26 protein-coding genes are annotated in these 21,670 nt (G+C 62.0%); 10 read left to right on the forward strand and 16 right to left on the reverse strand.

The genetic code is table 11. The features are described 5' to 3' along the window. Positions 1-25: 25 nt before the first annotated feature. Both AC07SU_RS09290 and aat read right to left on the reverse strand, forming a co-directional pair. Positions 26-733, reverse strand: coding sequence for an arginyltransferase (locus tag AC07SU_RS09290; protein WP_176995483.1), 708 nt, complete (start codon positions 731-733; stop codon positions 26-28). A gap of 56 nt (positions 734-789) precedes the next feature. Beyond that, on the reverse strand, positions 790-1,470 hold the full coding sequence (gene aat / locus AC07SU_RS09295) for a leucyl/phenylalanyl-tRNA--protein transferase (protein ID WP_494996872.1): 681 nt from the start codon (positions 1,468-1,470) through the stop codon (positions 790-792). A 498-nt stretch (positions 1,471-1,968) separates the two neighbouring features. Between aat and AC07SU_RS09300 the strand changes: the two genes are divergently transcribed. From AC07SU_RS09300 to cysG, 6 genes are read left to right on the forward strand one after another with little or no spacing between them, the layout of a single operon-like run. Further along, positions 1,969-4,377 (forward strand): DNA translocase FtsK, encoded by a 2,409-nt coding sequence (locus tag AC07SU_RS09300; RefSeq protein ID WP_176995485.1) that lies wholly within the window; start codon positions 1,969-1,971, stop codon positions 4,375-4,377. Between the two features lie 54 nt (positions 4,378-4,431). Continuing rightward, the gene (gene lolA / locus AC07SU_RS09305; RefSeq protein WP_176995486.1) at positions 4,432-5,055 is read left to right on the forward strand and encodes an outer membrane lipoprotein periplasmic chaperone LolA; all 624 of its coding nucleotides are present in this window, start codon (positions 4,432-4,434) and stop codon (positions 5,053-5,055) included. Between the two features lie 27 nt (positions 5,056-5,082). After that, positions 5,083-6,405: a replication-associated recombination protein A gene (locus tag AC07SU_RS09310; RefSeq protein ID WP_494996873.1), complete on the forward strand. Its 1,323-nt coding sequence runs from the start codon at positions 5,083-5,085 to the stop codon at positions 6,403-6,405. Further along, positions 6,405-6,779, forward strand: a complete 375-nt coding sequence (gene crcB / locus AC07SU_RS09315; RefSeq protein WP_124417846.1) for a fluoride efflux transporter CrcB — start codon at positions 6,405-6,407, stop codon at positions 6,777-6,779. The genes AC07SU_RS09310 and crcB overlap by 1 nt, the downstream gene beginning before the upstream one ends. Positions 6,780-6,795: 16 nt before the next feature. Beyond that, entirely contained in the window at positions 6,796-8,076 is a 1,281-nt protein-coding gene (gene serS, locus AC07SU_RS09320; protein WP_176995489.1) for a serine--tRNA ligase, read from the forward strand. Beyond that, positions 8,077-9,471: a siroheme synthase CysG gene (cysG, locus tag AC07SU_RS09325; RefSeq protein WP_176995490.1), complete on the forward strand. Its 1,395-nt coding sequence runs from the start codon at positions 8,077-8,079 to the stop codon at positions 9,469-9,471. 105 nt (positions 9,472-9,576) lie between these two features. On the opposite strand, the gene AC07SU_RS09330 is transcribed toward cysG, so the two are convergent. From AC07SU_RS09330 to tusD, 6 genes are all read right to left on the reverse strand, one after another. After that, positions 9,577-10,572: a glutathione S-transferase family protein gene (locus AC07SU_RS09330; RefSeq protein WP_494996874.1), complete on the reverse strand. Its 996-nt coding sequence runs from the start codon at positions 10,570-10,572 to the stop codon at positions 9,577-9,579. An 88-nt stretch (positions 10,573-10,660) separates the two neighbouring features. Then, the gene (locus AC07SU_RS09335) at positions 10,661-11,662 is read right to left on the reverse strand and encodes a glycosyl transferase family protein (protein ID WP_494996875.1); all 1,002 of its coding nucleotides are present in this window, start codon (positions 11,660-11,662) and stop codon (positions 10,661-10,663) included. Further along, the gene (locus AC07SU_RS09340) at positions 11,659-11,994 is read right to left on the reverse strand and encodes a TusE/DsrC/DsvC family sulfur relay protein (protein ID WP_494996876.1); all 336 of its coding nucleotides are present in this window, start codon (positions 11,992-11,994) and stop codon (positions 11,659-11,661) included. Before AC07SU_RS09340 ends, AC07SU_RS09335 begins: the two co-directional genes overlap by 4 nt. Beyond that, complete coding sequence (tusB, locus tag AC07SU_RS09345; protein WP_494996877.1) at positions 11,991-12,269, reverse strand: sulfurtransferase complex subunit TusB; 279 nt, start codon at positions 12,267-12,269, stop codon at positions 11,991-11,993. Before tusB ends, AC07SU_RS09340 begins: the two co-directional genes overlap by 4 nt. Continuing rightward, complete coding sequence (tusC, locus tag AC07SU_RS09350; RefSeq protein WP_178918781.1) at positions 12,269-12,619, reverse strand: sulfurtransferase complex subunit TusC; 351 nt, start codon at positions 12,617-12,619, stop codon at positions 12,269-12,271. Before tusC ends, tusB begins: the two co-directional genes overlap by 1 nt. Before the next feature lies 1 nt (position 12,620). Further along, on the reverse strand, positions 12,621-13,013 hold the full coding sequence (gene tusD, locus AC07SU_RS09355; RefSeq protein WP_494996878.1) for a sulfurtransferase complex subunit TusD: 393 nt from the start codon (positions 13,011-13,013) through the stop codon (positions 12,621-12,623). A 157-nt stretch (positions 13,014-13,170) separates the two neighbouring features. Between tusD and AC07SU_RS09360 the strand changes: the two genes are divergently transcribed. Beyond that, positions 13,171-14,334 (forward strand): CaiB/BaiF CoA transferase family protein, encoded by a 1,164-nt coding sequence (locus tag AC07SU_RS09360; RefSeq protein ID WP_494996879.1) that lies wholly within the window; start codon positions 13,171-13,173, stop codon positions 14,332-14,334. A 92-nt stretch (positions 14,335-14,426) separates the two neighbouring features. Here AC07SU_RS09360 and AC07SU_RS09365 read toward each other — a convergent pair whose 3' ends face one another. Beyond that, a complete protein-coding gene (locus tag AC07SU_RS09365) occupies positions 14,427-14,921 on the reverse strand; it encodes a SprT family zinc-dependent metalloprotease (RefSeq protein ID WP_176995498.1) in 495 nt (164 codons plus the stop codon). A gap of 129 nt (positions 14,922-15,050) precedes the next feature. Next, positions 15,051-15,653, reverse strand: coding sequence for a Yip1 family protein (locus AC07SU_RS09370; RefSeq protein WP_494996880.1), 603 nt, complete (start codon positions 15,651-15,653; stop codon positions 15,051-15,053). Positions 15,654-16,024: 371 nt separating this feature from the next. Between AC07SU_RS09370 and ttcA the strand changes: the two genes are divergently transcribed. Both ttcA and AC07SU_RS09380 read left to right on the forward strand, forming a co-directional pair. Continuing rightward, entirely contained in the window at positions 16,025-16,849 is an 825-nt protein-coding gene (gene ttcA, locus AC07SU_RS09375; RefSeq protein ID WP_135291985.1) for a tRNA 2-thiocytidine(32) synthetase TtcA, read from the forward strand. A 67-nt stretch (positions 16,850-16,916) separates the two neighbouring features. Further along, entirely contained in the window at positions 16,917-17,588 is a 672-nt protein-coding gene (locus tag AC07SU_RS09380) for a DNA-3-methyladenine glycosylase I (RefSeq protein WP_176995501.1), read from the forward strand. Between the two features lie 88 nt (positions 17,589-17,676). Here AC07SU_RS09380 and AC07SU_RS09385 read toward each other — a convergent pair whose 3' ends face one another. From AC07SU_RS09385 to arsC, 3 genes are read right to left on the reverse strand one after another with little or no spacing between them, the layout of a single operon-like run. Then, positions 17,677-18,093, reverse strand: coding sequence for a DUF2069 domain-containing protein (locus AC07SU_RS09385; RefSeq protein ID WP_494996881.1), 417 nt, complete (start codon positions 18,091-18,093; stop codon positions 17,677-17,679). Further along, positions 18,077-18,691, reverse strand: a complete 615-nt coding sequence (gene wrbA, locus AC07SU_RS09390; protein ID WP_494996882.1) for an NAD(P)H:quinone oxidoreductase — start codon at positions 18,689-18,691, stop codon at positions 18,077-18,079. The genes AC07SU_RS09385 and wrbA overlap by 17 nt, the downstream gene beginning before the upstream one ends. Further along, entirely contained in the window at positions 18,688-19,041 is a 354-nt protein-coding gene (gene arsC, locus AC07SU_RS09395; RefSeq protein WP_176995504.1) for an arsenate reductase (glutaredoxin), read from the reverse strand. The genes wrbA and arsC overlap by 4 nt, the downstream gene beginning before the upstream one ends. A 115-nt stretch (positions 19,042-19,156) precedes the next feature. On the opposite strand from arsC, the gene AC07SU_RS09400 reads away from it, so the two are divergent. Further along, the gene (locus AC07SU_RS09400; RefSeq protein WP_176995505.1) at positions 19,157-19,618 is read left to right on the forward strand and encodes a TlpA disulfide reductase family protein; all 462 of its coding nucleotides are present in this window, start codon (positions 19,157-19,159) and stop codon (positions 19,616-19,618) included. Between the two features lie 133 nt (positions 19,619-19,751). On the opposite strand, the gene AC07SU_RS09405 is transcribed toward AC07SU_RS09400, so the two are convergent. From AC07SU_RS09405 to AC07SU_RS09415, 3 genes are all read right to left on the reverse strand, one after another. Then, entirely contained in the window at positions 19,752-20,156 is a 405-nt protein-coding gene (locus AC07SU_RS09405) for an META domain-containing protein (protein WP_176995506.1), read from the reverse strand. Further along, entirely contained in the window at positions 20,153-20,593 is a 441-nt protein-coding gene (locus AC07SU_RS09410) for a hypothetical protein (RefSeq protein ID WP_176995507.1), read from the reverse strand. The genes AC07SU_RS09405 and AC07SU_RS09410 overlap by 4 nt, the downstream gene beginning before the upstream one ends. Positions 20,594-20,664: 71 nt before the next feature. After that, complete coding sequence (locus AC07SU_RS09415) at positions 20,665-21,654, reverse strand: 2-hydroxyacid dehydrogenase (protein ID WP_494996883.1); 990 nt, start codon at positions 21,652-21,654, stop codon at positions 20,665-20,667. Between the last annotated feature and the right edge of the window lie 16 nt (positions 21,655-21,670).

Raw genomic sequence — 21,670 nt, forward strand, 5'->3', positions numbered from 1 at the left:
AAAAGGGTGTTTAAGCCAAGGGGTTCTAGTTAAGCACGACCCATCTTTGATTAATCAGCAGTTCAATAGGCCGATATTGGGTCTTGTAGTTCATCTTTTTGCAGTTTTTGATCCAGTAGCCGAGGTACACCGCTTCCAGTTCCAGGCGCAGGGCTTCGCCGATTTGCCACAGGATGGCAAAGCGCCCGAGGCTGCGGCGCTCTTCGGCGGGTTCGTAGAAGGTATAAACCGCCGAAAGGCCGTTGGGCAGCAAATCGGTGACCGCGACGGCCAGCAGGCGGCCATCGAGTCGAAACTCATAAAATCTCGAAAACGGCAGGTCGCGCACCAGGAACGTCGAAAACTGGTCGCGGCTCGGTGGAAACATATCGCCGTCGGCATGGCGCTGTTCGATGTAGCGCTGGTAAAGGTCGAAATATTCTTCGCTGAACCGTGGCTTGGTGGCCGTCACCGTCAGGTCGGCGTTGCGCTTGAGGATGCGCTTCTGATTGCGGTCCGGCAGGAACTGCGCCACCGGAATGCGCGCCGGCACGCAAGCGTTGCAGTTCTGGCAGTGCGGGCGGTACAGGTGGTCGCCGCTGCGCCGGAAGCCCATCTCGGAAAGGTCGGCATACACATGCACGTCCATCGGCTGGCTGGGGTCGAGGAACAGCGTCGTGGCCTGCTCGTCGGGCAGATAGCTGCAAGAGTGGGCTTGAGTGGCATAGAACTTCAACCGCGCCAGCTCGGTCATGATCAACCCTCGGGATAAGCTTTGAAATAAGTGTAAGCCAGGTGCGCGCAAGTCGCCTAGGAAACCCACGGTCCAGAGCTGGTTTGGTCCAGGTGGTCGCGCAGGAAGCCGGCAAATACGTCACGCGGTATGGCCCGGGCGCCGAGGCTGTGCAGGTGATCATTGGGCATCTGGCAGTCGATCAGGACGAAACCCCAGGCCTGCAGTTGCCGGGTGAGCGTGGCAAAGCCGAACTTCGAGGCGTTGTCGGCGCGACTGAACATGGATTCGCCAAAGAACAGTTGCCCCATCGCCAGGCCGTACAGGCCGCCCACCAGTTGGCCCGCATCCCACACTTCCACGGAATGCGCGTAGCCACGGTGGTGCAGCTCCAGGTAGGCGCTCTGGATACCTTCAGTGATCCACGTGCTGTCAGCGTAGGCGCGGGGGGCGGCGCAGGCCTGGATGACAGCGGCGAAGTCCTGGTCGAAGGTCACGGTATAGCGCTGCTGGCGCAGCAATTTTGCAAGGCTGCGCGAGACGTGCAACTCGTCGGGGAAGATCACGGTGCGCGGGTCTGGCGACCACCAGAGGATCGGCTGGCCCTCCGAAAACCACGGAAAGCAGCCATGCCGGTAGGCCTGGATCAGTCGCTCGGCCGACAGGTCGCCACCGGCGGCCAGCAGGCCATTGGGTTCGCGCATGGCCTTGGCCAGCGGCGGGAAAGTCAGGGAGTCGCGTTGCAACCAGGTCAGCATGGCATCCAGGCTTACGGAAGGGGAGGGGAGTGGCAGGTAGGGCACCTGCCGCACGAGTGCTGATTATTGTCGACGCAGCGCTGTGGGGCCAGCCCGAATCGGGTGTCGGCACGGATTAGCGTGAGCGGGTGTTTCTGCAACTCTGGGTCGCTGTCGCGGTCGTAATCGGGTCTGGGCCATGCAGGCCATTTGCCAAGCTGCTCCGGATTGGCAAAAACAGCTCATAAGCCTTTGTCAGCAAAGACAATGCATGCTCAAATTGACCGCGTTATGACAACTCAATTGTCTATGCTGATGGGTAGGGGGCAAGGGCGTGGCATCGGTGGCACAAACCCGTACAATGCGGCCATTGTGGCGTTATCGCCATTTCACCTAGCCGTTATCCGGTGTTAAAAGTAGATTCAACGACATTCGTTCATTTTTCAGCTGCTCGGATTGGGCAGTCATGTGCAGTCATTCAACAGATGGACGCGCTAATGGCGCAGGAATAGACCCGTTTTGAAGAAATCCGCCGCAACACCCAAAGCAGCAGTCGTGCCGGCCTGGCGCCAGCACCTGCATTATCGACTCAAGGAAGGTGCGCTGATCGCAATCGGCGCGCTGTGCCTGTTCCTGATGATGGCCTTGCTCACCTATGGCAAGGACGATCCGGGCTGGAGCCACAACAGCAAGATCGAAGACGTGCAGAACTTCGGCGGGCCTGCCGGTTCCTACAGCGCCGATATCCTGTTCATGGTGCTGGGTTACTTTGCGTACATCTTCCCCTTGTTGCTGGCGATCAAGACCTGGCAGATCTTCCGTCAGCGCCATGAGCCGTGGCAGTGGAGCGGCTGGCTGTTCTCCTGGCGCCTGATCGGCCTGGTGTTCCTGGTGCTGTCCGGCGCGGCGCTGGCCCATATCCATTTTCATGCACCCACCGGCCTGCCGGCGGGCGCTGGCGGTGCGCTGGGCGAAAGCCTCGGCGACCTGGCGCGCAGGACCCTGAATATCCAGGGCAGCACCCTGATGTTCATCGCGCTGTTCCTGTTCGGCCTCACGGTGTTCACCGACCTGTCATGGTTCAAGGTGATGGACGTGACCGGCAAGATCACCCTCGACCTGCTGGAGCTGTTCCAGGGCGCCGCCAATCGCTGGTGGGCCGCCCGGGTAGACCGCAAGCGCATGGTGGCCCAGCTGCGTGAGGTCGACACCCGCGTCAACGAGGTCGTCGCCCCGAGCACGCCGGACCGTCGCGAGCAGGCCAAGGTCAAGGAGCGCCTTATCGAGCGCGAGCAGGCCCTGAGCAAGCACATGTCGGACCGCGAGAAACAGGTACCGCCCGTTATCGCCCCTGCGCCGCCCAAGGCCCCCGAGCCGAGCCATCGCGTGCAGAAAGAGAAGCAGGCGCCGTTGTTCGTCGACAGCGCCGTCGAAGGCACCTTGCCGCCGATCTCGATCCTCGACCCGGCCGAAAAGAAACAACTCAACTATTCCCCGGAATCCCTGGCGGCTGTCGGCCACCTGCTGGAAATCAAGCTCAAGGAGTTTGGCGTCGAAGTGTCGGTGGACTCGATCCATCCCGGCCCCGTGATTACCCGCTACGAAATCCAGCCTGCCGCTGGCGTGAAGGTCAGCCGTATCGCCAACCTGGCAAAGGACTTGGCTCGCTCCCTGGCCGTGACCAGCGTGCGTGTGGTGGAAGTGATTCCCGGCAAGACCACCGTGGGTATCGAGATTCCCAACGAAGACCGCCAGATCGTGCGCTTCTCCGAAGTGCTCTCGACGCCTGAATACGACAACTTCAAGTCGCCGGTCACCCTGGCCCTGGGCCACGACATCGGCGGCAAGCCGGTGATCACTGACCTGGCGAAAATGCCTCACCTGCTGGTGGCCGGTACCACCGGTTCCGGTAAGTCGGTGGGTGTGAACGCGATGATCCTGTCGATCCTGTTCAAGTCCGGCCCGGAAGACGCCAAGCTGATCATGATCGACCCGAAGATGCTGGAACTGTCGATCTACGAAGGCATTCCGCACCTGCTGTGCCCGGTGGTCACCGACATGAAGGACGCCGCCAACGCCCTGCGTTGGAGCGTCGCCGAGATGGAGCGTCGCTACAAGCTGATGGCGAAGATGGGCGTGCGTAACCTGTCGGGCTTCAACGCCAAGATCAAGGAAGCCCACGAGCGCGGCGAGACCATCGATGACCCGTTGTACAAGCGTGAAAGCATCCACGACGAAGCGCCGAAACTGACCAAGCTGCCGACCATCGTGGTGGTGGTCGACGAATTTGCCGACATGATGATGATCGTCGGCAAGAAGGTTGAAGAGCTCATCGCACGTATCGCCCAGAAGGCCCGTGCGGCCGGTATCCACCTGATTCTCGCCACCCAGCGGCCATCGGTGGACGTGATCACCGGCCTGATCAAGGCCAACATCCCGACGCGCATGGCGTTCCAGGTGTCGAGCAAGATCGACTCGCGGACCATCATCGACCAGGGTGGCGCCGAACAATTGCTGGGCCACGGTGACATGCTCTACATGCCGCCCGGCACCAGCCTGCCGATTCGGGTTCACGGCGCGTTCGTGTCCGACGATGAAGTACACCGCGTGGTGGAAGCCTGGAAGCTGCGTGGCGCGCCGGAATACAACGACGACATCCTCAACGGCGTCGAAGAGGCCGGCAGCGGCTTTGAAAACGGCGGCGGTGGCGGTGAAGACGATGCCGAAACCGATGCCCTGTATGACGAAGCCGTGGCGTTTGTGCTGGAAAGCCGTCGTGCCTCGATCTCTGCGGTACAGCGCAAACTGAAGATCGGCTACAACCGCGCCGCCCGCATGATCGAAGCCATGGAAATGGCCGGCGTCGTCACCGCAATGAACACCAACGGCTCGCGCGAAGTCATTGCCCCCGGGCAGATGCGCGACTGATCCCGCGCCGCGTGGCAGCACGCGGCGCGCCCTGACCATTCAATGAGGACTCCCATGCGTCTTATCCGCATGCTGTTGTTGCCGGCCCTGGCCCTGACCGCTGTTTCGGCCCATGCCGACCCGGCTTCCGTCGCCAGCCTGACCAACCTGTTGGACAAATCCAAGACCCTGACCGCGCGTTTTTCGCAGCTGACCCTGGATGCCGGCGGCACCCAGCTGCAGCAGACCGAAGGCGAAATGGCCGTGCAGCGCCCAGGGCTGTTCTACTGGCACACCGAGGGCAAGTCCGAGCAGACCATCGTCTCCGACGGCCAGAAAGTCACCCTGTGGGACCCGGACCTGGAACAGGCGACTATCAAGAAGCTCGACCCGCGCCTGAACCAGACCCCGGCCTTGCTGTTGTCCGGTGATGTGTCGAAGATCAACGACAGCTTCGAGATCACCTCCAAGCAAACCAGCAACGTGATCGAGTTCACTCTCAAGCCCAAGTCCAAGGACACGCTGTTCGACAGCCTGAACCTGTCATTTGGTAACGGTGTGATCAACAACATGCGCCTGATCGACAGCGTCGGCCAGCGCACCGATATCCTGTTCTCCGGGGTCAAGGCCAACGAGCCGGTGCCGGCGTCCAAGTTCAAGTTCGACATCCCCAAGGGTGCCGACGTGATCCAGGAATAATCTGCCCAGAGGTTTCAAACGCTGCCCATGGATTTGTTTCGAAGTGACCCGATTGCTCAACCTTTGGCCGCGCGCCTGCGCTCGACCAACCTGGATGAGTACGTCGGCCAGGAACACCTGCTCGCCCGTGGCAAGCCATTGCGCGAAGCCCTGGAGCAGGGTGCGCTGCACTCGATGATTTTCTGGGGGCCGCCAGGCGTGGGTAAAACCACCCTGGCGCGGCTGCTGGCAAAGGTCTCGGATGCGCACTTCGAAACGGTCTCGGCGGTGCTCGCCGGGGTCAAGGAGATCCGCCAGGCGGTGGATGTGGCCAAGCAACAGGCCGGGCAGTACGGCAAGCGCACCATCCTGTTCGTCGACGAAGTGCATCGCTTCAACAAGTCGCAGCAGGATGCGTTCCTGCCTTACGTTGAAGACGGCACGCTGATCTTCATCGGCGCGACCACCGAAAACCCTTCGTTCGAATTGAACAACGCCTTGCTCTCGCGGGCGCGGGTCTACGTACTCAAAAGCCTGGACGAGGCGGCGATGCGAAAGCTGCTGCATCGCGCATTGAGCGAAGACAAGGGGCTGGGCAAGCGCCAGCTCAGCGTGAGCGAAGAGGGCTTCAAGATATTGCTCACCGCCGCCGATGGTGACGGCCGCCGCTTTCTCAACCTGGTGGAGAATGCTTCCGACCTGGCAGAAGACGGCAGTGAGATTGGGGTCGACCTGCTGCAAAGCCTGCTCGGTGATACCCGTCGTCGTTTCGACAAGGGCGGCGAAGCCTTCTACGATCAGATTTCGGCGCTGCACAAATCCGTGCGTGGCTCCAACCCCGACGGTGCGCTGTACTGGTTTGCGCGCATGATCGACGGTGGCTGCGACCCGCTCTACCTGGCGCGCCGTGTAGTGCGCATGGCCAGCGAAGACATCGGCAATGCCGACCCGCGTGCGCTGAGCCTGTGCCTCGCCGCGTGGGATGTGCAGGAGCGCCTCGGCAGTCCGGAAGGCGAGCTGGCGGTGGCCCAGGCCATTACCTACCTGGCCTGCGCGCCAAAAAGCAACGCGGTGTACTTGGGCTTCAAGTCGGCGTTGCGCGCTGCCGCTGAATACGGCTCCCTTGAGGTGCCGATGCACCTGCGCAATGCGCCGACCAAGCTGATGAAACAACTGGGTTATGGCGATGAATACCGCTATGCCCACGATGAGCCGGACGCCTATGCGGCCGGTGAAGACTACTTCCCCGATGAGCTTGAGCCGCTGGCGCTCTATCAGCCGGTGCCCCGTGGCCTGGAGCTGAAGATCGGCGAAAAGCTCAATCACCTCGCGCAACTGGATCGACTCAGCCCCCGGCAGCGGAGAAAGTAGTGCTCAAGACGATTCTTGCCGTGTCCGTAGCCGGCATCGCTGGTACATTATTGCGTTTCGCCGCTGGCACTTGGGTCAGCGCCAATTGGCCGAAGCATTTTTATGCGGCGACCCTGGCGGTCAACCTGGTGGGCTGCCTGATCATCGGGCTGTTGTACGGCTGGTTCCTGTTGCGCCCGGAAGTACCGATTGAAATTCGCGCCGGCTTGATTGTCGGCTTTGTAGGCGGTCTGACGACCTTTTCATCCTTTTCACTGGATACGCTGCGCCTGCTGGAAAGCGGGCAGGCCCTGGTAGCCTTCGGTTACCTGGGCATCAGCGTGTTCGGCGGGCTGCTCGCCACCTGGGCCGGCCTGTCCTTGACCAAACTTTGATAAACGAGAGACCGACATGCTCGATTCCAAACTGTTACGTAGCAACCTTCAGGACGTAGCGGACCGCCTGGCATCCCGTGGCTTTGCCTTGGATGTCGCGCGCATCGAAGCGCTGGAAGAACAGCGCAAGACCGTCCAGACCCGCACCGAAGCACTGCAGGCTGAGCGTAATGCGCGTTCCAAATCCATCGGTCAGGCCAAGCAGCGCGGCGAAGACATCGCGCCGTTGATGGCGGATGTCGAGCGCATGGGCACCGAGCTGTCCGAAGGCAAGGTCGAGCTGGACAAGATCCAGACCGAGCTGGACTCGATCCTGCTGGGCATTCCCAACGTGCCCCACGAATCCGTGCCGATTGGCGAAGACGAAGACGGCAACGTCGAAGTGCGCCGTTGGGGCACGCCAAAAGCCTTTGATTTTGAGATCAAGGACCACGTTGCCCTGGGCGAATTGACCGGCGGCCTGGACTTTGAAACCGCTGCGAAAATGTCCGGCGCACGCTTTGCCTTGCTGCGTGGCCCGATCGCCCGCATGCACCGTGCCCTGGCGCAGTTCATGATCAACCTGCACACCGCCGAACACGGTTACGAAGAGGCCTACACCCCTTACCTGGTGCAGGCGCCGGCGCTGGTGGGCACCAGCCAGTTGCCGAAATTCGAAGAAGACCTGTTCAAGATCAGTCGCGACGGCGAAGCCGACCTGTACCTGATCCCGACGGCCGAAGTGTCGCTGACCAACATCGTGTCCGGCGAGATTCTCGACGCCAAGCAACTGCCTCTGAAATTTGTGGCGCACAGCCCATGCTTCCGCAGCGAAGCCGGTGCCTCGGGCCGTGACACCCGCGGCATGATCCGCCAGCACCAGTTCGACAAGGTCGAGATGGTGCAAGTGGTCGAGCCGTCGAAGTCGATGGAAGCCCTGGAAGGCCTGACCGCCAACGCCGAACGCGTCCTGCAACTGCTGGAGCTGCCGTACCGCGTGCTCGCACTGTGCACCGGCGACATGGGTTTCAGCGCCGTGAAGACCTACGACCTCGAGGTGTGGGTGCCGAGCCAGGACAAGTACCGCGAGATTTCGTCGTGCTCCAACTGCGGTGATTTCCAGGCGCGTCGTATGCAGGCGCGTTTCCGTAACCCGGAAACCGGCAAGCCGGAGCTGGTGCACACCCTCAACGGTTCCGGCCTGGCCGTAGGCCGTACGCTGGTAGCCGTGTTGGAAAACTACCAGCAGGCTGACGGCTCGATCCGCGTACCGGACGTGCTCAAGCCGTACATGGCGGGCGTCGAGGTCATCCGCTAAATGGAATTTCTGCCGCTGTTTCATAACCTGCGCGGCAGTCGTGTGTTGGTCGTCGGTGGCGGGGAGATTGCCTTGCGCAAATCCCGGCTGCTGGCCGACGCCGGTGCGTTGCTGCGGGTGGTTGCTCCCCAGATCGAAAGCCAGCTCAACGAGCTGGTGCTGGGCAGTGGCGGGGAACTGATTTTGCGCGGTTATCAGGAGGCCGACCTCAACGGGTGCACCCTGATCATCGCCGCCACCGACGATGAGCCACTGAACGCGCAAGTGTCCAGTGATGCCAAGCGTCGTTGCGTGCCGGTCAATGTGGTGGACGCGCCAGCCTTGTGCAGCGTGATCTTCCCGGCAATTGTCGACCGTTCACCCTTGGTGATAGCGGTGTCCAGCGGCGGCGATGCGCCGGTGCTGGCACGCTTGATCCGCGCCAAGCTGGAAACCTGGATTCCGTCCACCTATGGCCAACTGGCCGGGTTGGCGGCGCGTTTTCGTGCCCAGGTAAAGAGTTTGTACCCGGATGTGCAGCAACGTCGCGCATTCTGGGAAGACGTCTTCCAGGGCCCGATTGCCGACCGCCAGCTCGCCGGGCAGGGCGCCGAGGCCGAGCGCCTGTTGATCGAGAAGGTCAATGGCGCACCGCCAGACGCGCCAGGTGAGGTCTACTTGGTGGGCGCTGGCCCCGGCGACCCGGACCTGCTGACCTTCCGCGCCTTGCGCCTGATGCAGCAGGCTGACGTGGTGCTGTACGACCGCCTGGTCGCTCCGGCGATTCTTGAACTGTGCCGCCGCGACGCTGAACGTGTGTACGTCGGCAAGCGCCGCGCCGATCACGCTGTGCCGCAAGACCAGATCAACCAGCAATTGGTCGACCTGGCCAAGCAAGGCAAGCGCGTACTGCGCCTCAAGGGCGGCGATCCGTTCATCTTTGGGCGTGGTGGCGAAGAAATCGAGGAATTGGCCGCCCATGGCATCCCGTTCCAGGTGGTGCCGGGGATCACGGCGGCCAGCGGTTGCGCGGCGTATGCCGGGATCCCGCTGACCCATCGCGATTATGCGCAGTCGGTGCGGTTCATCACCGGGCATTTGAAGGACGGTACGTCGGATCTGCCTTGGCATGACCTTGTCGGCCCCTCGCAGACCCTGGTGTTCTACATGGGCCTGATCGGTCTGCCGATCATCTGTGAACAGCTGATCAAGCATGGTCGCGCGGCGGATACGCCTGCGGCGTTGATCCAGCAGGGCACCACGTCCAACCAGCGCGTGTTCACCGGCACCCTGGCCGACTTGCCGCGCATGGTGGCGGAGCATGAAGTGCATGCCCCGACACTGGTGATCGTCGGCGAGGTGGTGGTGCTTCGCGAAAAGCTCAAATGGTTCGAAGGCGCTCAGTCTCAAATCTAAGGCGTAAACGCATCGCGGGCAAGCCCGCTCCCACAGGGGATCGCATTCCAATGTGGGAGCGGGCTTGCCCGCGATGAGGCCGTCAAAGCCATCCAAAATTCCGGATCAGCTCCGCACGCCTTTGGCAATCAATCGTTCGCGGTTGTGCTGGGTATCGAACGATTGCAACGGGCCCTTGGGCACAATCCCCGTCGGATTGATCGTGCGATGGCTCGCGTAGTAATGCCCCTTGATGTGCGCAAAATCCACCGTCTCGGCCACCCCCGGCCACTGATACATTTCCCTTAGCCAGTTCGACAGGTTCGGATAATCTGCAATCCTGCGCAGGTTGCATTTGAAGTGCCCGTAGTACACCGCATCAAAGCGAATCAGCGTGGTGAACAGGCGCACATCGGCTTCGGTCAGGTATTCACCGGCCAGGTAGCGATGATCGCTCAGGTGTTGCTCCAGATAATCCAGCTCGGCAAACACATCATCAAACGCACTTTCGTACGCCTGCTGCGACGTGGCGAAGCCTGCGCGGTACACGCCGTTGTTCACAGCGGGATAGATGCGCTCGTTCAGGGCGTCGATGGTCGGGCGCAGGGCCTCGGGGTAGAAGTCGAGGGTGTTGCCGGTCAGCCCGTTGAAGGCGCTGTTGAACATGCGGATGATCTCCGCTGACTCATTGCTCACGATGCGCTTAAGCTTCTTGTCCCACAGCACGGGCACGGTGACGCGGCCGGTGTAGTCGGCGGTATCGGCGGTGTAGCGTTGGTGCATGAAGTCGAAACCATCCAGCCTGTCGCCGGTGGAGCCGTGGGCCTTGTCGAAGGTCCAGCCATTCTCCAGCATCAACCAACTGACCACCGACACGTCGATCAAGTCTTCCAGGCCCTTGAGCTTGCGCAGGATCAGGGTGCGATGGGCCCAGGGGCAGGCCAGGGACACATACAGGTGATAGCGGCCGGCCTCGGCCTTGAAGCCACCTTCGCCGCTCGGGCCGGGCGCGCCGTCGGCAGTGACCCAGCTCCGGCGTTGTGCCTGTTCCCGTTGGAATGCGCCATCGGCGCTACTTTCGTACCACTGGTCTTTCCAGTGTCCTTCGATCAGCAAGCCCATGACTGGCTCCTCGGCTAATAAGCGTTGGAGGCCAGTCTAAAGGGCTAAGTTCGATTTAAAAGCGCAAAGACCGGGCGTGAATAATCGATTAAATCGATTTGTCCCGCGCGTCCCAGTACTGCTGGGCCAGCACGAACGCCTGTTCCCGCGTGTGGCCGAGGCCGCGCAAGGCCAGGGCCATGGTGGCGATCAGCGCCAGTTGCGGGTAGCTGTCTTCGACATCGCCACGCCACAGGGCCTTGAGGTGTTCGGGTTCCAGCGTGGCAGGTTTGACGTGGCGCTGGGCGGAGAGGGCAGGCCATTCCTCGTCCCAGCTTTCGCCGTCGGTGGTGCCGTACAGGTGGCTGGCGGAGTCGGGGTTGATCTCGATCTCGCCGCCATCACCTTTCACCACAATCACGTTATCGCCCAGCAAGCCGCTGGCATCGCGGTGCACGCCCTGATAGCCCGGGTGGAAGATGCTTTGCAGGCCCAGGCGCGCATTCAGCGGGTTGAGCAGGCGCGCCAGGGAGTGGATCGGCGAGCGCAGGCCCAGGGTGTTGCGCAGGTCAATCATGCGTTGCAGTTGCGGCGCCCAGTCGCCCAGCGGAATAAACGCCAGGTTGCCTTGCGCATAGGCGGCCTCGACCTGCTGCCAGTTGCGGCACAGCGGGATCTGTAAACCTTCCAGCAATTGTTCGGTATACAGCCGACCGGCCGTGTGGGCGCCGCCGCCGTGCATGAGGATGCGCACGCCGTTCTGTGCCAGGCACTTGGCCGCCAGCAGGTACCACGGCAGGTGGCGCTTCTTGCCAGCGTAGGTCGGCCAGTCGACATCCACGTTCAACGCCGGGGCGTCGAGCCGTTCGCGCACGGCTTCGGTGAAGCCGGCGAGTTCTTCCGGGCTTTCTTCCTTGTGGCGCAGCAGCATCAGGAAGGCGCCGAGCTGGGTGTCTTCGACTTTTTCGTCGAGCAGCATGCCCATGGCTTCGCGGGCTTCCTCGCGGGTGAGGTTGCGCGCGCCGCGCTTGCCTTTGCCCAGGATGCGCACGAACTGCGCAAACGGGTGTTCGGCAGGAGTTTGGAGGGTCAGCGGGGCAAAGTCGGTCATAAGCAATTCGTCGGCCTGGGCAGGCCCGCCAGCTTGGCGGCGAGTTTGGCGGGAGTGCCGTTGAAGAGTTTGTTGAGGTGCAGGCTGTTGCCCTTTTCCGCACCGAGCTTCAAGGCGGTGTACTTAATCAGTGGGCGCGTGGCCGGGGACAGCTGGAACTCGGCATAGAAACCGCGCAGCAATTCGAGGATTTCCCAGTGGGCCGGGGTCAGCTCCAGCGCTTCAATGGCAGCGAGAGCGTTGGCCACGTCGGCAGACCATTGGTTGAGGTCGACGAGGTAGCCGTCCTTGTCCAGCTCAAGGCTGCGTTCGCCTACGGTCAGGGTGTTCATAGCCAAGTGTTGACCTTGTCGTAGTCGAGCGACAGTTGTACGAAACCCGGGTAGTCGACGCTGTCGGCCCAGTCCGGCAGGGGCAGGTTACGTGCCTGCATATCTTCGGCCAGCACAAACACCTTCACGCCCTTGGTGTGCAGGGCGGGGGCATGGAGCCCGTAGGCGCCGTCGCCGCACAGCAGGATTGCGTCCTCAGCGCCGCAGATACGCAGGCAGCTGTCGAGGCGGCTATCGGAAAACGGCGAGTGAGACACCACGTGTAGAGTCGACATCAGAGGGTAATCACCTGGTCGTAACGGTCAATCAATTCGGAAATGGCTTCGTTGCTCAACGGTTGCGCCTCGGTGGGTGGCGTCAAGCCCCGCACGGCCATGCTGTGACGGCAAACAAATACATCGTCGATGCCGAACAGCCCCAATGCCTGCAGATTGGCGCTGAGGTCCTTCTGTTGCACGGCCTTGGCATTCTGGTGCGGTGCCAGCTGGAACACGCCGTCATCCATGAACAGCAGGCCGATGGGCAGATCGAAGGCGCCACCGGCCAGCACGATGTCCAGGGCTTCCCGCGCACTCGGGCCGGACCAGGGCGCCTGGCGGCTGATCACCAATAAGGATTTGGACATCTCACGGCCCTCCAAAGCAGATCAGGCGGTCGGCGGACTGCGCAGCATCGTGCAACTGCCCCAGGCCGGAGAGCGCCCAGGGCGCTTCCAGGTTCACCGCGCTGCGTTGATAACGCGTGGCTTCCTCCTGGTTGAGCACGCCACGGCGCAGGGCGGCGGCGATGCACACCACACCATCAAGCCCATGCTCGCTGACAAATTCGCGCCATTGGCGGGCGATGTCTTGCTCATCCTGGGGGGCGACGATGTTATTGGAGGCGCTGTAGACGCCATCCTGATAGAAAAACAGCCGAACAATCTCGTGCCCGCCCGCCAGCGCGGCCTTGGCAAACAGCAAGGCGCGGCGCGAGGAGGGCGCATGGGCGGCGGAAAACAGGGCAATTGCAAACTTCATGGAACACTCTGCCAGCAAACGTGGGCCAATGATAAAGCCGCTGCCACGAAAAAGCCCGTCGTGATCAAAACGGTCACTGTCGCTGACCGTTCCGGCGATTGCCGCCGCGCCAAAGGCTGCCTAGTCTGTGGGCACCCGAAACGGAATTGGAGTGCCCATGTCAGGTCCCTTGGCGTCCCTCAAAGTGCTGGATTTTTCCACCTTGCTGCCCGGCCCGTTTGCGTCGTTGATGCTGGCGGACATGGGTGCCGAGGTGCTGCGTATCGAATCGCCGACACGCCCGGACTTGCTGCGGATATTGCCGCCCCACGACCTCGGCACTTCGGCGAGCCACGCCTACCTCAATCGCAACAAACGCAGCCTGGCGCTGGACCTCAAGCAGGCCGAGGCGTTGGAGATTGTGCGTGAGCTGGTCAAGGACTACGACATTGTTTTGGAACAGTTCCGGCCCGGGGTGATGGAGCGCCTGGGCCTGGGGTATGAGGCGCTGAAGGCGATCAACCCCGGGCTGATTTATGTGTCGATCACCGGTTATGGCCAGACCGGCCCCTACAAGGACCGCGCCGGGCACGATATCAATTACCTGGCGCTGGCGGGGGTGGCCAGCTATACAGGGCGCGAGGACAGCGGGCCGGTGCCGCTGGGCGTGCAGCTGGCGGATGTGGGCGGGGGCTCGTTGCATGCGGTGGTGGGGTTGCTGGCGGCGGTCGTCGCCCGGCAACAGAGCGGGGTGGGTCAGTACCTGGATGTGAGCATGACTGATTGCTCGTTCAGCCTGAACGCCATGGCCGGCGCGGGCTACCTGGCGTGCGGAGTGGAGCCGGCGCGGGAAAGCCATGTGCTCAATGGCGGCAGTTTTTACGATTATTACCGCTCGCGGGATGGGCGCTGGATGTCGGTGGGCAGCCTGGAACCGGCGTTCATGCAGCAGCTCTGCGAGGCGCTGGGGCGGCCGGAGTTGGCGGCGCTGGGCTTGTCGCCCAAACTCAAGGCAACCCTGCAGGTTGAATTTGAGAAGCGCAGCTTTGATGAGCTGTGCGAGCTGTTCGCCGGGGTGGATGCGTGCGTGGAGCCGGTGCTGAGCTTGAGCGAGGCCGTGGAGCATCCACAGCTTAAGGCGCGGCAACTGGTGAGCCAGGTGCCGAGGGGGGATGGGTCGACCCAGGCGCAATTGGCCTGTCCGTTGAAATTTTCCGAGGGTTTGCCGCCGCCACGGCATATCGGTGCTGTGGTGGGAGCGCACACCGATGAAGTGCTGGCGCAGTTAGGGTTCAGTGTTCAGCGGATAGCCGAGTTGCGGCAGGCCAAAGTTGTAGGGTGACTGTACGGGCGCTATCGCAGGCAAGCCAGCTCCCACAGTTGATCGGCGACGCGGTCAAAATGTGGGAGCGGGCTTGCCCGCGATGAGGCCCTTTATTCCACCCGGGTTTCCCCGGTAAACACCAAGGTCTGCCGACACCGCCGACACAAATACCGCCGCCCCTGGGCCACCAGACCATGGCGCTGCGAGGAAAACGGAAAATCACTGTCCGCACACGGGCAGCGGTAGATATAGCGGGTCACCTGGCGGCGCTTCACTTCATAGGTGTGGCAACGATCAGGCGGCAGCTCGTAGACCCCGCGCATGATCAATTGCCATTCCTCGCCATGGGGCTGGATGCGCTCGCCAAACAATTGGTGAGCGATCAGGTGCGCCACTTCGTGGGCCACGGTCTGCTTGAGGAAGTGCTGGGTGTTTTCACGGTACAACTGTGGGTTGAAACGCAGCAGGTTCTCGTGCAAATGCGCGACACCGGCCTTCTGGCCCCGCAGCTTGAGGCTGACCTGGGGGCGTTTGAAACTTCGTTTGAAAAAGGATTCGGCTTGCAGGAAACAATCTTCGACGCGGGTATTGAGTTGCTCGGGCATGCTGTACATATCTCCAGAGACCTCCAGTATGCCGCAAAGCTGGGTGTTTCCGAATCTGTCAGGCGCCGAATGGTCATGCATAACGCACAAAGCCACCTTACGGTGGCCTTGCTCACGGTTTGAAAGCGCTTAGTTGGTGTAGATCGGCCCCACGCCCAGGCCCCACACGATCACGGTAAACGCCATGATCGCCACCAGCACCACCAGGCCCACGGCCAGTACCGAGCTGGAAAACAGGAAGCCCTCATCCGGGTCGATGTTCATGAAGGTGGGCAGCCCCACATATAAGAGGTACACCGTGTAGCAGATCGCCGCCGTGCCCACGATCATGCCCAGCCACATATGCGGGTAGAGCGCGGCCAGCCCACCGATGAACAGGGGCGTGGCGGTGTAGGTGGCAAATGCGACGCAGCGCGCCATGCTGGGGTTGGCGTCGTAGGTGCGCGCCATCCAATGGATGAACGCACCCATCACCGCCACGCCGCCGAGCATGGCCGCGTAGGACATGATGGTCATCCACAACGCGCTTTCCTGGGTCAACATCACCGGCGCCCGGCTGCCGATGACCCAACCGACCTGGGTGGTACCGATAAAGGCTGATACGGCGGGGATCGCCGCGAGAATCAGGGTGTGAGTGAGGTACATGTGGCTGATGCTTTCTTCTTTATCGCCACGGATTTCCCGCCATTCCTGGTCGGGATGGGTAAAAAGCCCCACGACGTGATGGATCATGCCAGTCACTCCTGTCGTTATTACCATCGCCCCCCATCGGAGCGCCCACGGGCCAAATGGCCACAAAGGTCTGGATATATGTGCGACCTCAAGTCGCAGTATAGGAAGTGATGACCGGAAAAACTGTAGGGCTTTAGAGCAAATCGCGCTGTAAACAGGGGGCTTAATCGCGGTGAGGTCTGTCTAAATTGCTACGGTCGATGTGGGAGCTGGCTTGCCTGCGAAAGCGGCGGGTCAGCAACAGATGAGTTGGCTGACCCACTGCTTTCGCAGGCAAGCCAGCTCCCACATTGGATCGTCGTCGCCCATTGAAGTATTTTTGCGTAAAATGCTGCGCTTTTCGTCACACACCTCTAGCGGATCCAAGCGCCATGGGCACTCTTACGGTCAACCAGAACAAACTGCAAAAACGCCTGCGTCGCCTGGCCGGTGAAGCGGTCGCCGATTTCAATATGATCGAGGACGGCGACAAGGTCATGGTCTGCCTCTCCGGCGGCAAAGACAGCTACACCATGCTCGACGTGCTGTTGCACCTGCAGAAGGTCGCACCGATCAAGTTCGAGATCGTGGCCGTCAACATGGACCAGAAACAACCCGGCTTTCCCGAGCACGTGCTGCCGGCCTACCTCAAAGAGCTGGGCGTGGAGTACCACATCGTCGAGAAAGACACCTATTCGGTGGTCAAGGAACTGATCCCGGAAGGCAAGACCACCTGCTCGCTGTGCTCGCGCCTGCGCCGTGGCACGCTCTACACCTTCGCCGACGAAATCGGCGCAACCAAGATGGCTTTGGGGCATCACCGCGACGACATCGTCGAGACCTTCTTCCTCAATATGTTCTTCAACGGCTCCCTCAAGGCCATGCCGCCCAAGCTGCGTGCCGACGACGGGCGCAACGTGGTGATTCGCCCGCTGGCGTATTGCAACGAGAAGGACATCCAGGCCTACTCCGACCTCAAGCAGTTCCCGATCATCCCGTGCAACCTGTGCGGCTCCCAGGAGAACCTGCAGCGCCAGGTGGTCAAGGAGATGCTGGTGGACTGGGAACGCAAGACCCCGGGCCGTACCGAGAGCATTTTCCGCAGCCTGCAGAACGTACAGCCGTCACAGTTGGCTGACCGCAACCTGTTCGATTTCACCAGCCTGAAAATTGATGAAAGCGCCGCTTCGCGCTTCGTCAATGTTGTGAACCTCTGAGCCCAATCAACGCTCTGACACACGGCGCTCGCGGGCGCCGTTTTCAATTCCATTGCCAGGAGAGGGCATGCGCGATTACAAGTGGCTGCACGAATATTGTCTGAACCGTTTTGGTTCGGCGGCCGAGCTGGAAGCCCATCTGCCTGTACCCCACACCCCGGCGCAACTGCGCAAGATCAGCGATGACCGCTACCTGTCCACACTGGCGCTGCGTGTGTTTCGCGCGGGGCTCAAGCACAGCGTGGTGGATGCCAAGTGGCCGGCGTTCGAAAAGGTGTTTTTCGGCTTCGACCCGGAAAAAGTCGTGTTGATGGGCGCCGAACATTTGGAGCGACTGATGCAGGACACCAGCATCATCCGCCACCTGGGCAAGCTCAAGAGCGTGCCGCGCAATGCGCAGATGATCCTCGACATCCAGCAGGAGAAGGGCAGCTTCGGTGCCTTTATCGCCGACTGGCCGGTGACGGATATCGTCGGGCTGTGGAAGTACCTGAGCAAGCACGGGCATCAGTTGGGCGGGTTGTCGGCGCCACGCTTCTTGCGCATGGTGGGCAAGGACACCTTTGTGCCCAGTTATGACGTGGTGGCGGCGTTGAACGCGCAGAAGATCATCGACAAGGTGCCGACCAGCTTGCGGGATCTGGCGACGGTGCAGGGGGCGTTCAACCAGTGGCATGCCGAGAGTGGGCGGCCGATGTGCCAGTTGTCGATGATGCTGGCCTACACAGTGAATCATTGAGGCCATGGTGAGGCTATCGCCGGCAAGCCGGCTCCTACACGGAATGTGCGTTTCCCTGTAGGAGCCGGCTTGCCGGCGATAGCGGTCTTCAGGCCACCACAGGCTCAGCAAGCCGCCGATTGAGCTGATGCCGCCACCGCACATACAACAACGCCGTACAAAACACCGCCAGGCTCGCCAACATCTCCAGCACCCCGAACCACTGCCGGTTCGGGTCATAAGCCGCCAGCGCGCCCTTGATGAAATACAGATTCACCACAAAGCACATCCACGAATACCCGCGTGCGCTACCGAGCAACATCCCCGGTGCGAGGATCAGCAGCGGCACCAGTTCGATCACCAGGATCACCCACGGCCGCGCGCCATGCAGGTCGGCGATGAACAGGTAATACACGCATAACAACCCCACCAGGCCCAGGAACGCCAGCAGGCTCAGTACGCGAGCAACCTTGACCCGTGGCTCCAGCCACGCCTGGGGCGGCAGGACCTTAGGCTTCCTGGCCACGGCCGTTCTCCAGCAGGATCGCGGTTTTCGCCAGGCGCAGGCCCAGGGCGCGGCACAGGGTGATTTCATGCGGGTCGAGCATGCGCTTGCCGTCCGGCCCCGAGTGGTGGCTGGCGCCATACGGCGTGCCGCCGCCCTGGGTGTCGAGCAAGGCTTGCTCGCTGTAGGGCAGGCCGGTGATCAACATGCCGTGGTGCAGCAGCGGCAGCAGCATCGACATCAAGGTGGTTTCCTGGCCGCCGTGCAGGCTGGCGGTGGAGGTGAACACCCCGGCCGGCTTGCCGACAAGGGCGCCGGTGAGCCACAGGTTGCTGGTGCCGTCGAGGAAGTACTTGAGCGGCGCCGCCATATTGCCGAAGCGGGTCGGGCTGCCCAGGGCCAGGCCCGAGCAATTTTTCAAGTCATCCAGGCTGGCATACAGCGCGCCTTCGTCTGGAATGCTGGGGGCCACGGCCTCGCACTCGGCGGAAATCGCTGGCACGGTGCGCAGGCGCGCTTCCAGCCCGGCCTGCTCGATGCCCCGGGCAATCTGGCGGGCCATTTCGCTCACCGAGCCATTGCGGCTGTAATACAACACCAGCACATACGGCGTCGTCACGGCAGGATCTCCAGCACGTTTTCCGGCGGGCGGCCAATGATGGCTTTATCGGCGGTTTCCAGGATCGGGCGTTCCATCAACTTGGGGTGCTCGGCGATGGCGGCGATCAGTTGCGCCTCGCTGAGGCTGGCGTCGGCCAGGTTGAGGGTTTTGTATTCGTCTTCGCCGGTGCGCAGCAGTTGGCGGGCGCTGAGGCCGAGCTTGGCCAGCAGGGCCTTCAACTGCGCCGCGTCCAGTGGGGTTTCCAGGTAGCGCACCACGGTCGGGGTGAGGCCACGGGCTTCCAGCAGTTCCAGCGCACCGCGGGATTTCGAGCAGCGCGGGTTGTGATAAAGCGTCAGATCGGTCATGTGCGGGTCGCATCTTGCGTAAGGTGGCGGGTATTCTACCCGGGCTGCGCCCCGTCCTTAAACCGTAAGAGGCGATAGGTCGCAGCCAACGTTCATTTTTGCGAAGGATTACCCCATGACAAGGCGACTGATCGGTGCATTGGCGATCATCACAACCCTGCTGCTCAGCGGCTGCGGTAACGATTACGGCGTTGACCAATATGGCAAGAAAGTGGCGGCCGAGCGCCTGGACAAGCAATGGGTGGTGGTCAACTACTGGGCCGAATGGTGTGGCCCGTGCCGCACGGAAATCCCGGAGCTCAATGCCCTGGCCGAGCAACTGAAAGCGCAGAAGGTGGGGGTGTTCGGGGTCAACTTCGACAATGTGCAGGGTGAAGAACTCAAGGCCGCCAGCGAGAAGCTGGGGATCAAGTTCACCGTGCTGGCGCAGAACCCGGAAGAGATTTTCGATATCCCGCGCAGCGAGGCGTTGCCGGTGACCTACATCATCGATGACAAGGGCAAGGTGCGCGAGCAATTGATGGGTGAGCAGACGGCGGAAGGGGTGCTGGCCAAGCTCAAGGCGCTGCGCGGATAAACAGCGGGGAGCCGGCTGGTGTGGGAGCTGGCTTGCCTGCGATACGGGCGGCGCGGTGTATCAGGTGCGCCGCAGCGATGTCATCGCAGGCAAGCCAGCTCCCACAGAGAAGCCAGTCGAATCGGAGGTTGGGTCAGCCTTCTTCGAGCCACAGGCGGATCGGCAGGCCATCGGCCGGCCAGAAACGTGTCTGCTCGATCGGCGAAATGTCCCAGCGCTGCACACCTTGCAAGGCCTGGAAGAAGCGGTGTTCCTGCTCCATCAGGGCCTCGGCGCAGAGCTTGCGGGTGCTGCCGATCTTGCCGAAGCTGAGCTTATCGCCATCGACGGTGTAGGGTGCGAACCAGTGGTTGCAGCCGCCGTTGCCGTAGGCGCGACCATCGGCGCCCAGGGTGACGGTCAGGTGCGCGTAGTCCATCAGCGGCCGCTCACCGATCCATTCCACCACGTAGCTGTGGTCCTGCTTGAGCTTGACCGCATCCCCGGCACAGCCGGCAAGGCCTGCACCGAGGGCGGCGAGCAGAAGCAGGCCTTTCATTGCGCGGCCTGCTGGCATTTCGGGCAGCGGTGCTTGTCGCCTTCGCTGGCCCAGCCCAATTCCTTGATGCGTGCATTGGCCGCCGGTTGCAGCGGTTCTTTGGTCAGCTTGGTTTCCACTGCGAATTCAAACTCCAGCACGCTGTCGCAGCTGTCGCAGTTGACCTTCCAGGTGTGAATTTCCAGTTCGCCGAATTTCGGCCCCTGGGCCATGGCGACCCATTGACCCGCCGGGCGGATGGAGTAGCGCGCGTCACCTTCGACGGTAAGGCGCATCGACAGGGTTTTACTGCCGCGCAGGGTGACGATCAGAACGTCGCCGTTCTTGATCGCGCCACCGTTGCCGGTGACTTGGTAACGGCCCGGCACCAGGGCGCGGCATTCGATCAGGGTGTGTTGCGGGCTCAGCAAGCTGAAGCGGAAATCGTGTTCGGCCATGGATCCTCCAAATAGGCGCGGCATCCTATCACGGGTGCCCGCCCATCATGAGCCTGGTATGTGACCGCTGATCATCCGTGCACGACGTTCTGCGGCTGGCCATTGGCCCATGCGCTGATGTTGGCCAGTGTGGTGCCGGCGATGGCGGCCAGGGCCTCGCGGGTGAGAAACGCCTGGTGGGCGGTGATGATCACGTTGGGGAAGGTCAGCAGGCGCGCCAGTACGTCATCTTGCAGGGGCAGGTCGGAGCGGTCCTCGAAGAACAGCTGCGCCTCTTCCTCGTACACGTCCAGCCCCAGGTAGCCGAGTTGGCCGTCTTTCAGCGCTTCGATCAGCGCCGGAGTGTCCACCAGGCCGCCACGACCGGTGTTGATCAGCATCGCGCCCGGCTGCATGTGCGCCAGGGAGCTGGCATTGATCAAGTGTTTGCTCTCGGCGGTCAGCGGGCAGTGCAGGCTGATGATCTGCGCCTCGGCCAGCAGCTCGGGCAGGCTCACATAGCGGGCGCCCAGGGCCTGGACCTGTGGATTGGGGAAGGGGTCGTAGGCGAGCAACTGGCAGCCGAAACCGGCCATGATTTTGGCAAACGTGGCGCCGATCTGCCCGGTGCCGACCACGCCGACGGTCTTGCCGACCAGGTCGAACCCGGTCAGGCCGTGCAGGCTGAAGTCGCCGTCGCGGGTACGGTTATAGGCGCGGTGCAGGCGTCGGTTGAGGGCCAGGATCAGCGCGACGGCGTGCTCGGCGACCGCATGGGGCGAGTAGGCGGGTACACGCACGACGGTCAGGCCCAGGCGTTTGGCGACGGCCAGGTCGACATGGTTGTAACCGGCCGAACGCAAGGCGATCAGGCGCGTGCCGCCCTTGGCCAACTGCTCCAGCACCGGCGCACTGAGGTCATCGTTGATGAAGGCGCAGACCACTTCGTGTTTTTCGGCCAGGGCCACGGTGTCGAGGTTGAGCCGGGCGGGCTGGAATTGCAGCTCAACGCCAGCAGACAATGGCTCGCCGAGAAAGCTGTCGCGGTCGTAGGTTTGGCTGCTGAAAAGAATCACGCGCATTAAAAAGCTCCCTGCA

The organism is Pseudomonas sp. GW821-FHT05H12, assembly GCF_059419385.1.

Coding starts and splice junctions, on each gene's coding strand:
- tusC (WP_178918781.1), bottom strand. CDS start 12,619: ATGTCCAAATCCTTATTGGTGATCAGCCGCCAGGCGCCCTGGTCCGGC.
- serS (WP_176995489.1), top strand. CDS start 6,796: ATGCTCGATTCCAAACTGTTACGTAGCAACCTTCAGGACGTAGCGGAC.
- AC07SU_RS09370 (WP_494996880.1), bottom strand. CDS start 15,653: ATGATCCATCACGTCGTGGGGCTTTTTACCCATCCCGACCAGGAATGG.
- AC07SU_RS09330 (WP_494996874.1), bottom strand. CDS start 10,572: ATGGGCTTGCTGATCGAAGGACACTGGAAAGACCAGTGGTACGAAAGT.
- AC07SU_RS09380 (WP_176995501.1), top strand. CDS start 16,917: ATGCGCGATTACAAGTGGCTGCACGAATATTGTCTGAACCGTTTTGGT.
- AC07SU_RS09410 (WP_176995507.1), bottom strand. CDS start 20,593: ATGGCCGAACACGATTTCCGCTTCAGCTTGCTGAGCCCGCAACACACC.
- AC07SU_RS09365 (WP_176995498.1), bottom strand. CDS start 14,921: ATGCCCGAGCAACTCAATACCCGCGTCGAAGATTGTTTCCTGCAAGCC.
- AC07SU_RS09405 (WP_176995506.1), bottom strand. CDS start 20,156: ATGAAAGGCCTGCTTCTGCTCGCCGCCCTCGGTGCAGGCCTTGCCGGC.
- AC07SU_RS09290 (WP_176995483.1), bottom strand. CDS start 733: ATGACCGAGCTGGCGCGGTTGAAGTTCTATGCCACTCAAGCCCACTCT.
- aat (WP_494996872.1), bottom strand. CDS start 1,470: ATGCTGACCTGGTTGCAACGCGACTCCCTGACTTTCCCGCCGCTGGCC.
- arsC (WP_176995504.1), bottom strand. CDS start 19,041: ATGACCGATCTGACGCTTTATCACAACCCGCGCTGCTCGAAATCCCGC.
- AC07SU_RS09360 (WP_494996879.1), top strand. CDS start 13,171: ATGTCAGGTCCCTTGGCGTCCCTCAAAGTGCTGGATTTTTCCACCTTG.
- AC07SU_RS09335 (WP_494996875.1), bottom strand. CDS start 11,662: ATGACCGACTTTGCCCCGCTGACCCTCCAAACTCCTGCCGAACACCCG.
- ttcA (WP_135291985.1), top strand. CDS start 16,025: ATGGGCACTCTTACGGTCAACCAGAACAAACTGCAAAAACGCCTGCGT.
- AC07SU_RS09415 (WP_494996883.1), bottom strand. CDS start 21,654: ATGCGCGTGATTCTTTTCAGCAGCCAAACCTACGACCGCGACAGCTTT.
- AC07SU_RS09400 (WP_176995505.1), top strand. CDS start 19,157: ATGACAAGGCGACTGATCGGTGCATTGGCGATCATCACAACCCTGCTG.
- tusD (WP_494996878.1), bottom strand. CDS start 13,013: ATGAAGTTTGCAATTGCCCTGTTTTCCGCCGCCCATGCGCCCTCCTCG.
- lolA (WP_176995486.1), top strand. CDS start 4,432: ATGCGTCTTATCCGCATGCTGTTGTTGCCGGCCCTGGCCCTGACCGCT.
- AC07SU_RS09310 (WP_494996873.1), top strand. CDS start 5,083: ATGGATTTGTTTCGAAGTGACCCGATTGCTCAACCTTTGGCCGCGCGC.
- cysG (WP_176995490.1), top strand. CDS start 8,077: ATGGAATTTCTGCCGCTGTTTCATAACCTGCGCGGCAGTCGTGTGTTG.
- tusB (WP_494996877.1), bottom strand. CDS start 12,269: ATGTCGACTCTACACGTGGTGTCTCACTCGCCGTTTTCCGATAGCCGC.
- AC07SU_RS09340 (WP_494996876.1), bottom strand. CDS start 11,994: ATGAACACCCTGACCGTAGGCGAACGCAGCCTTGAGCTGGACAAGGAC.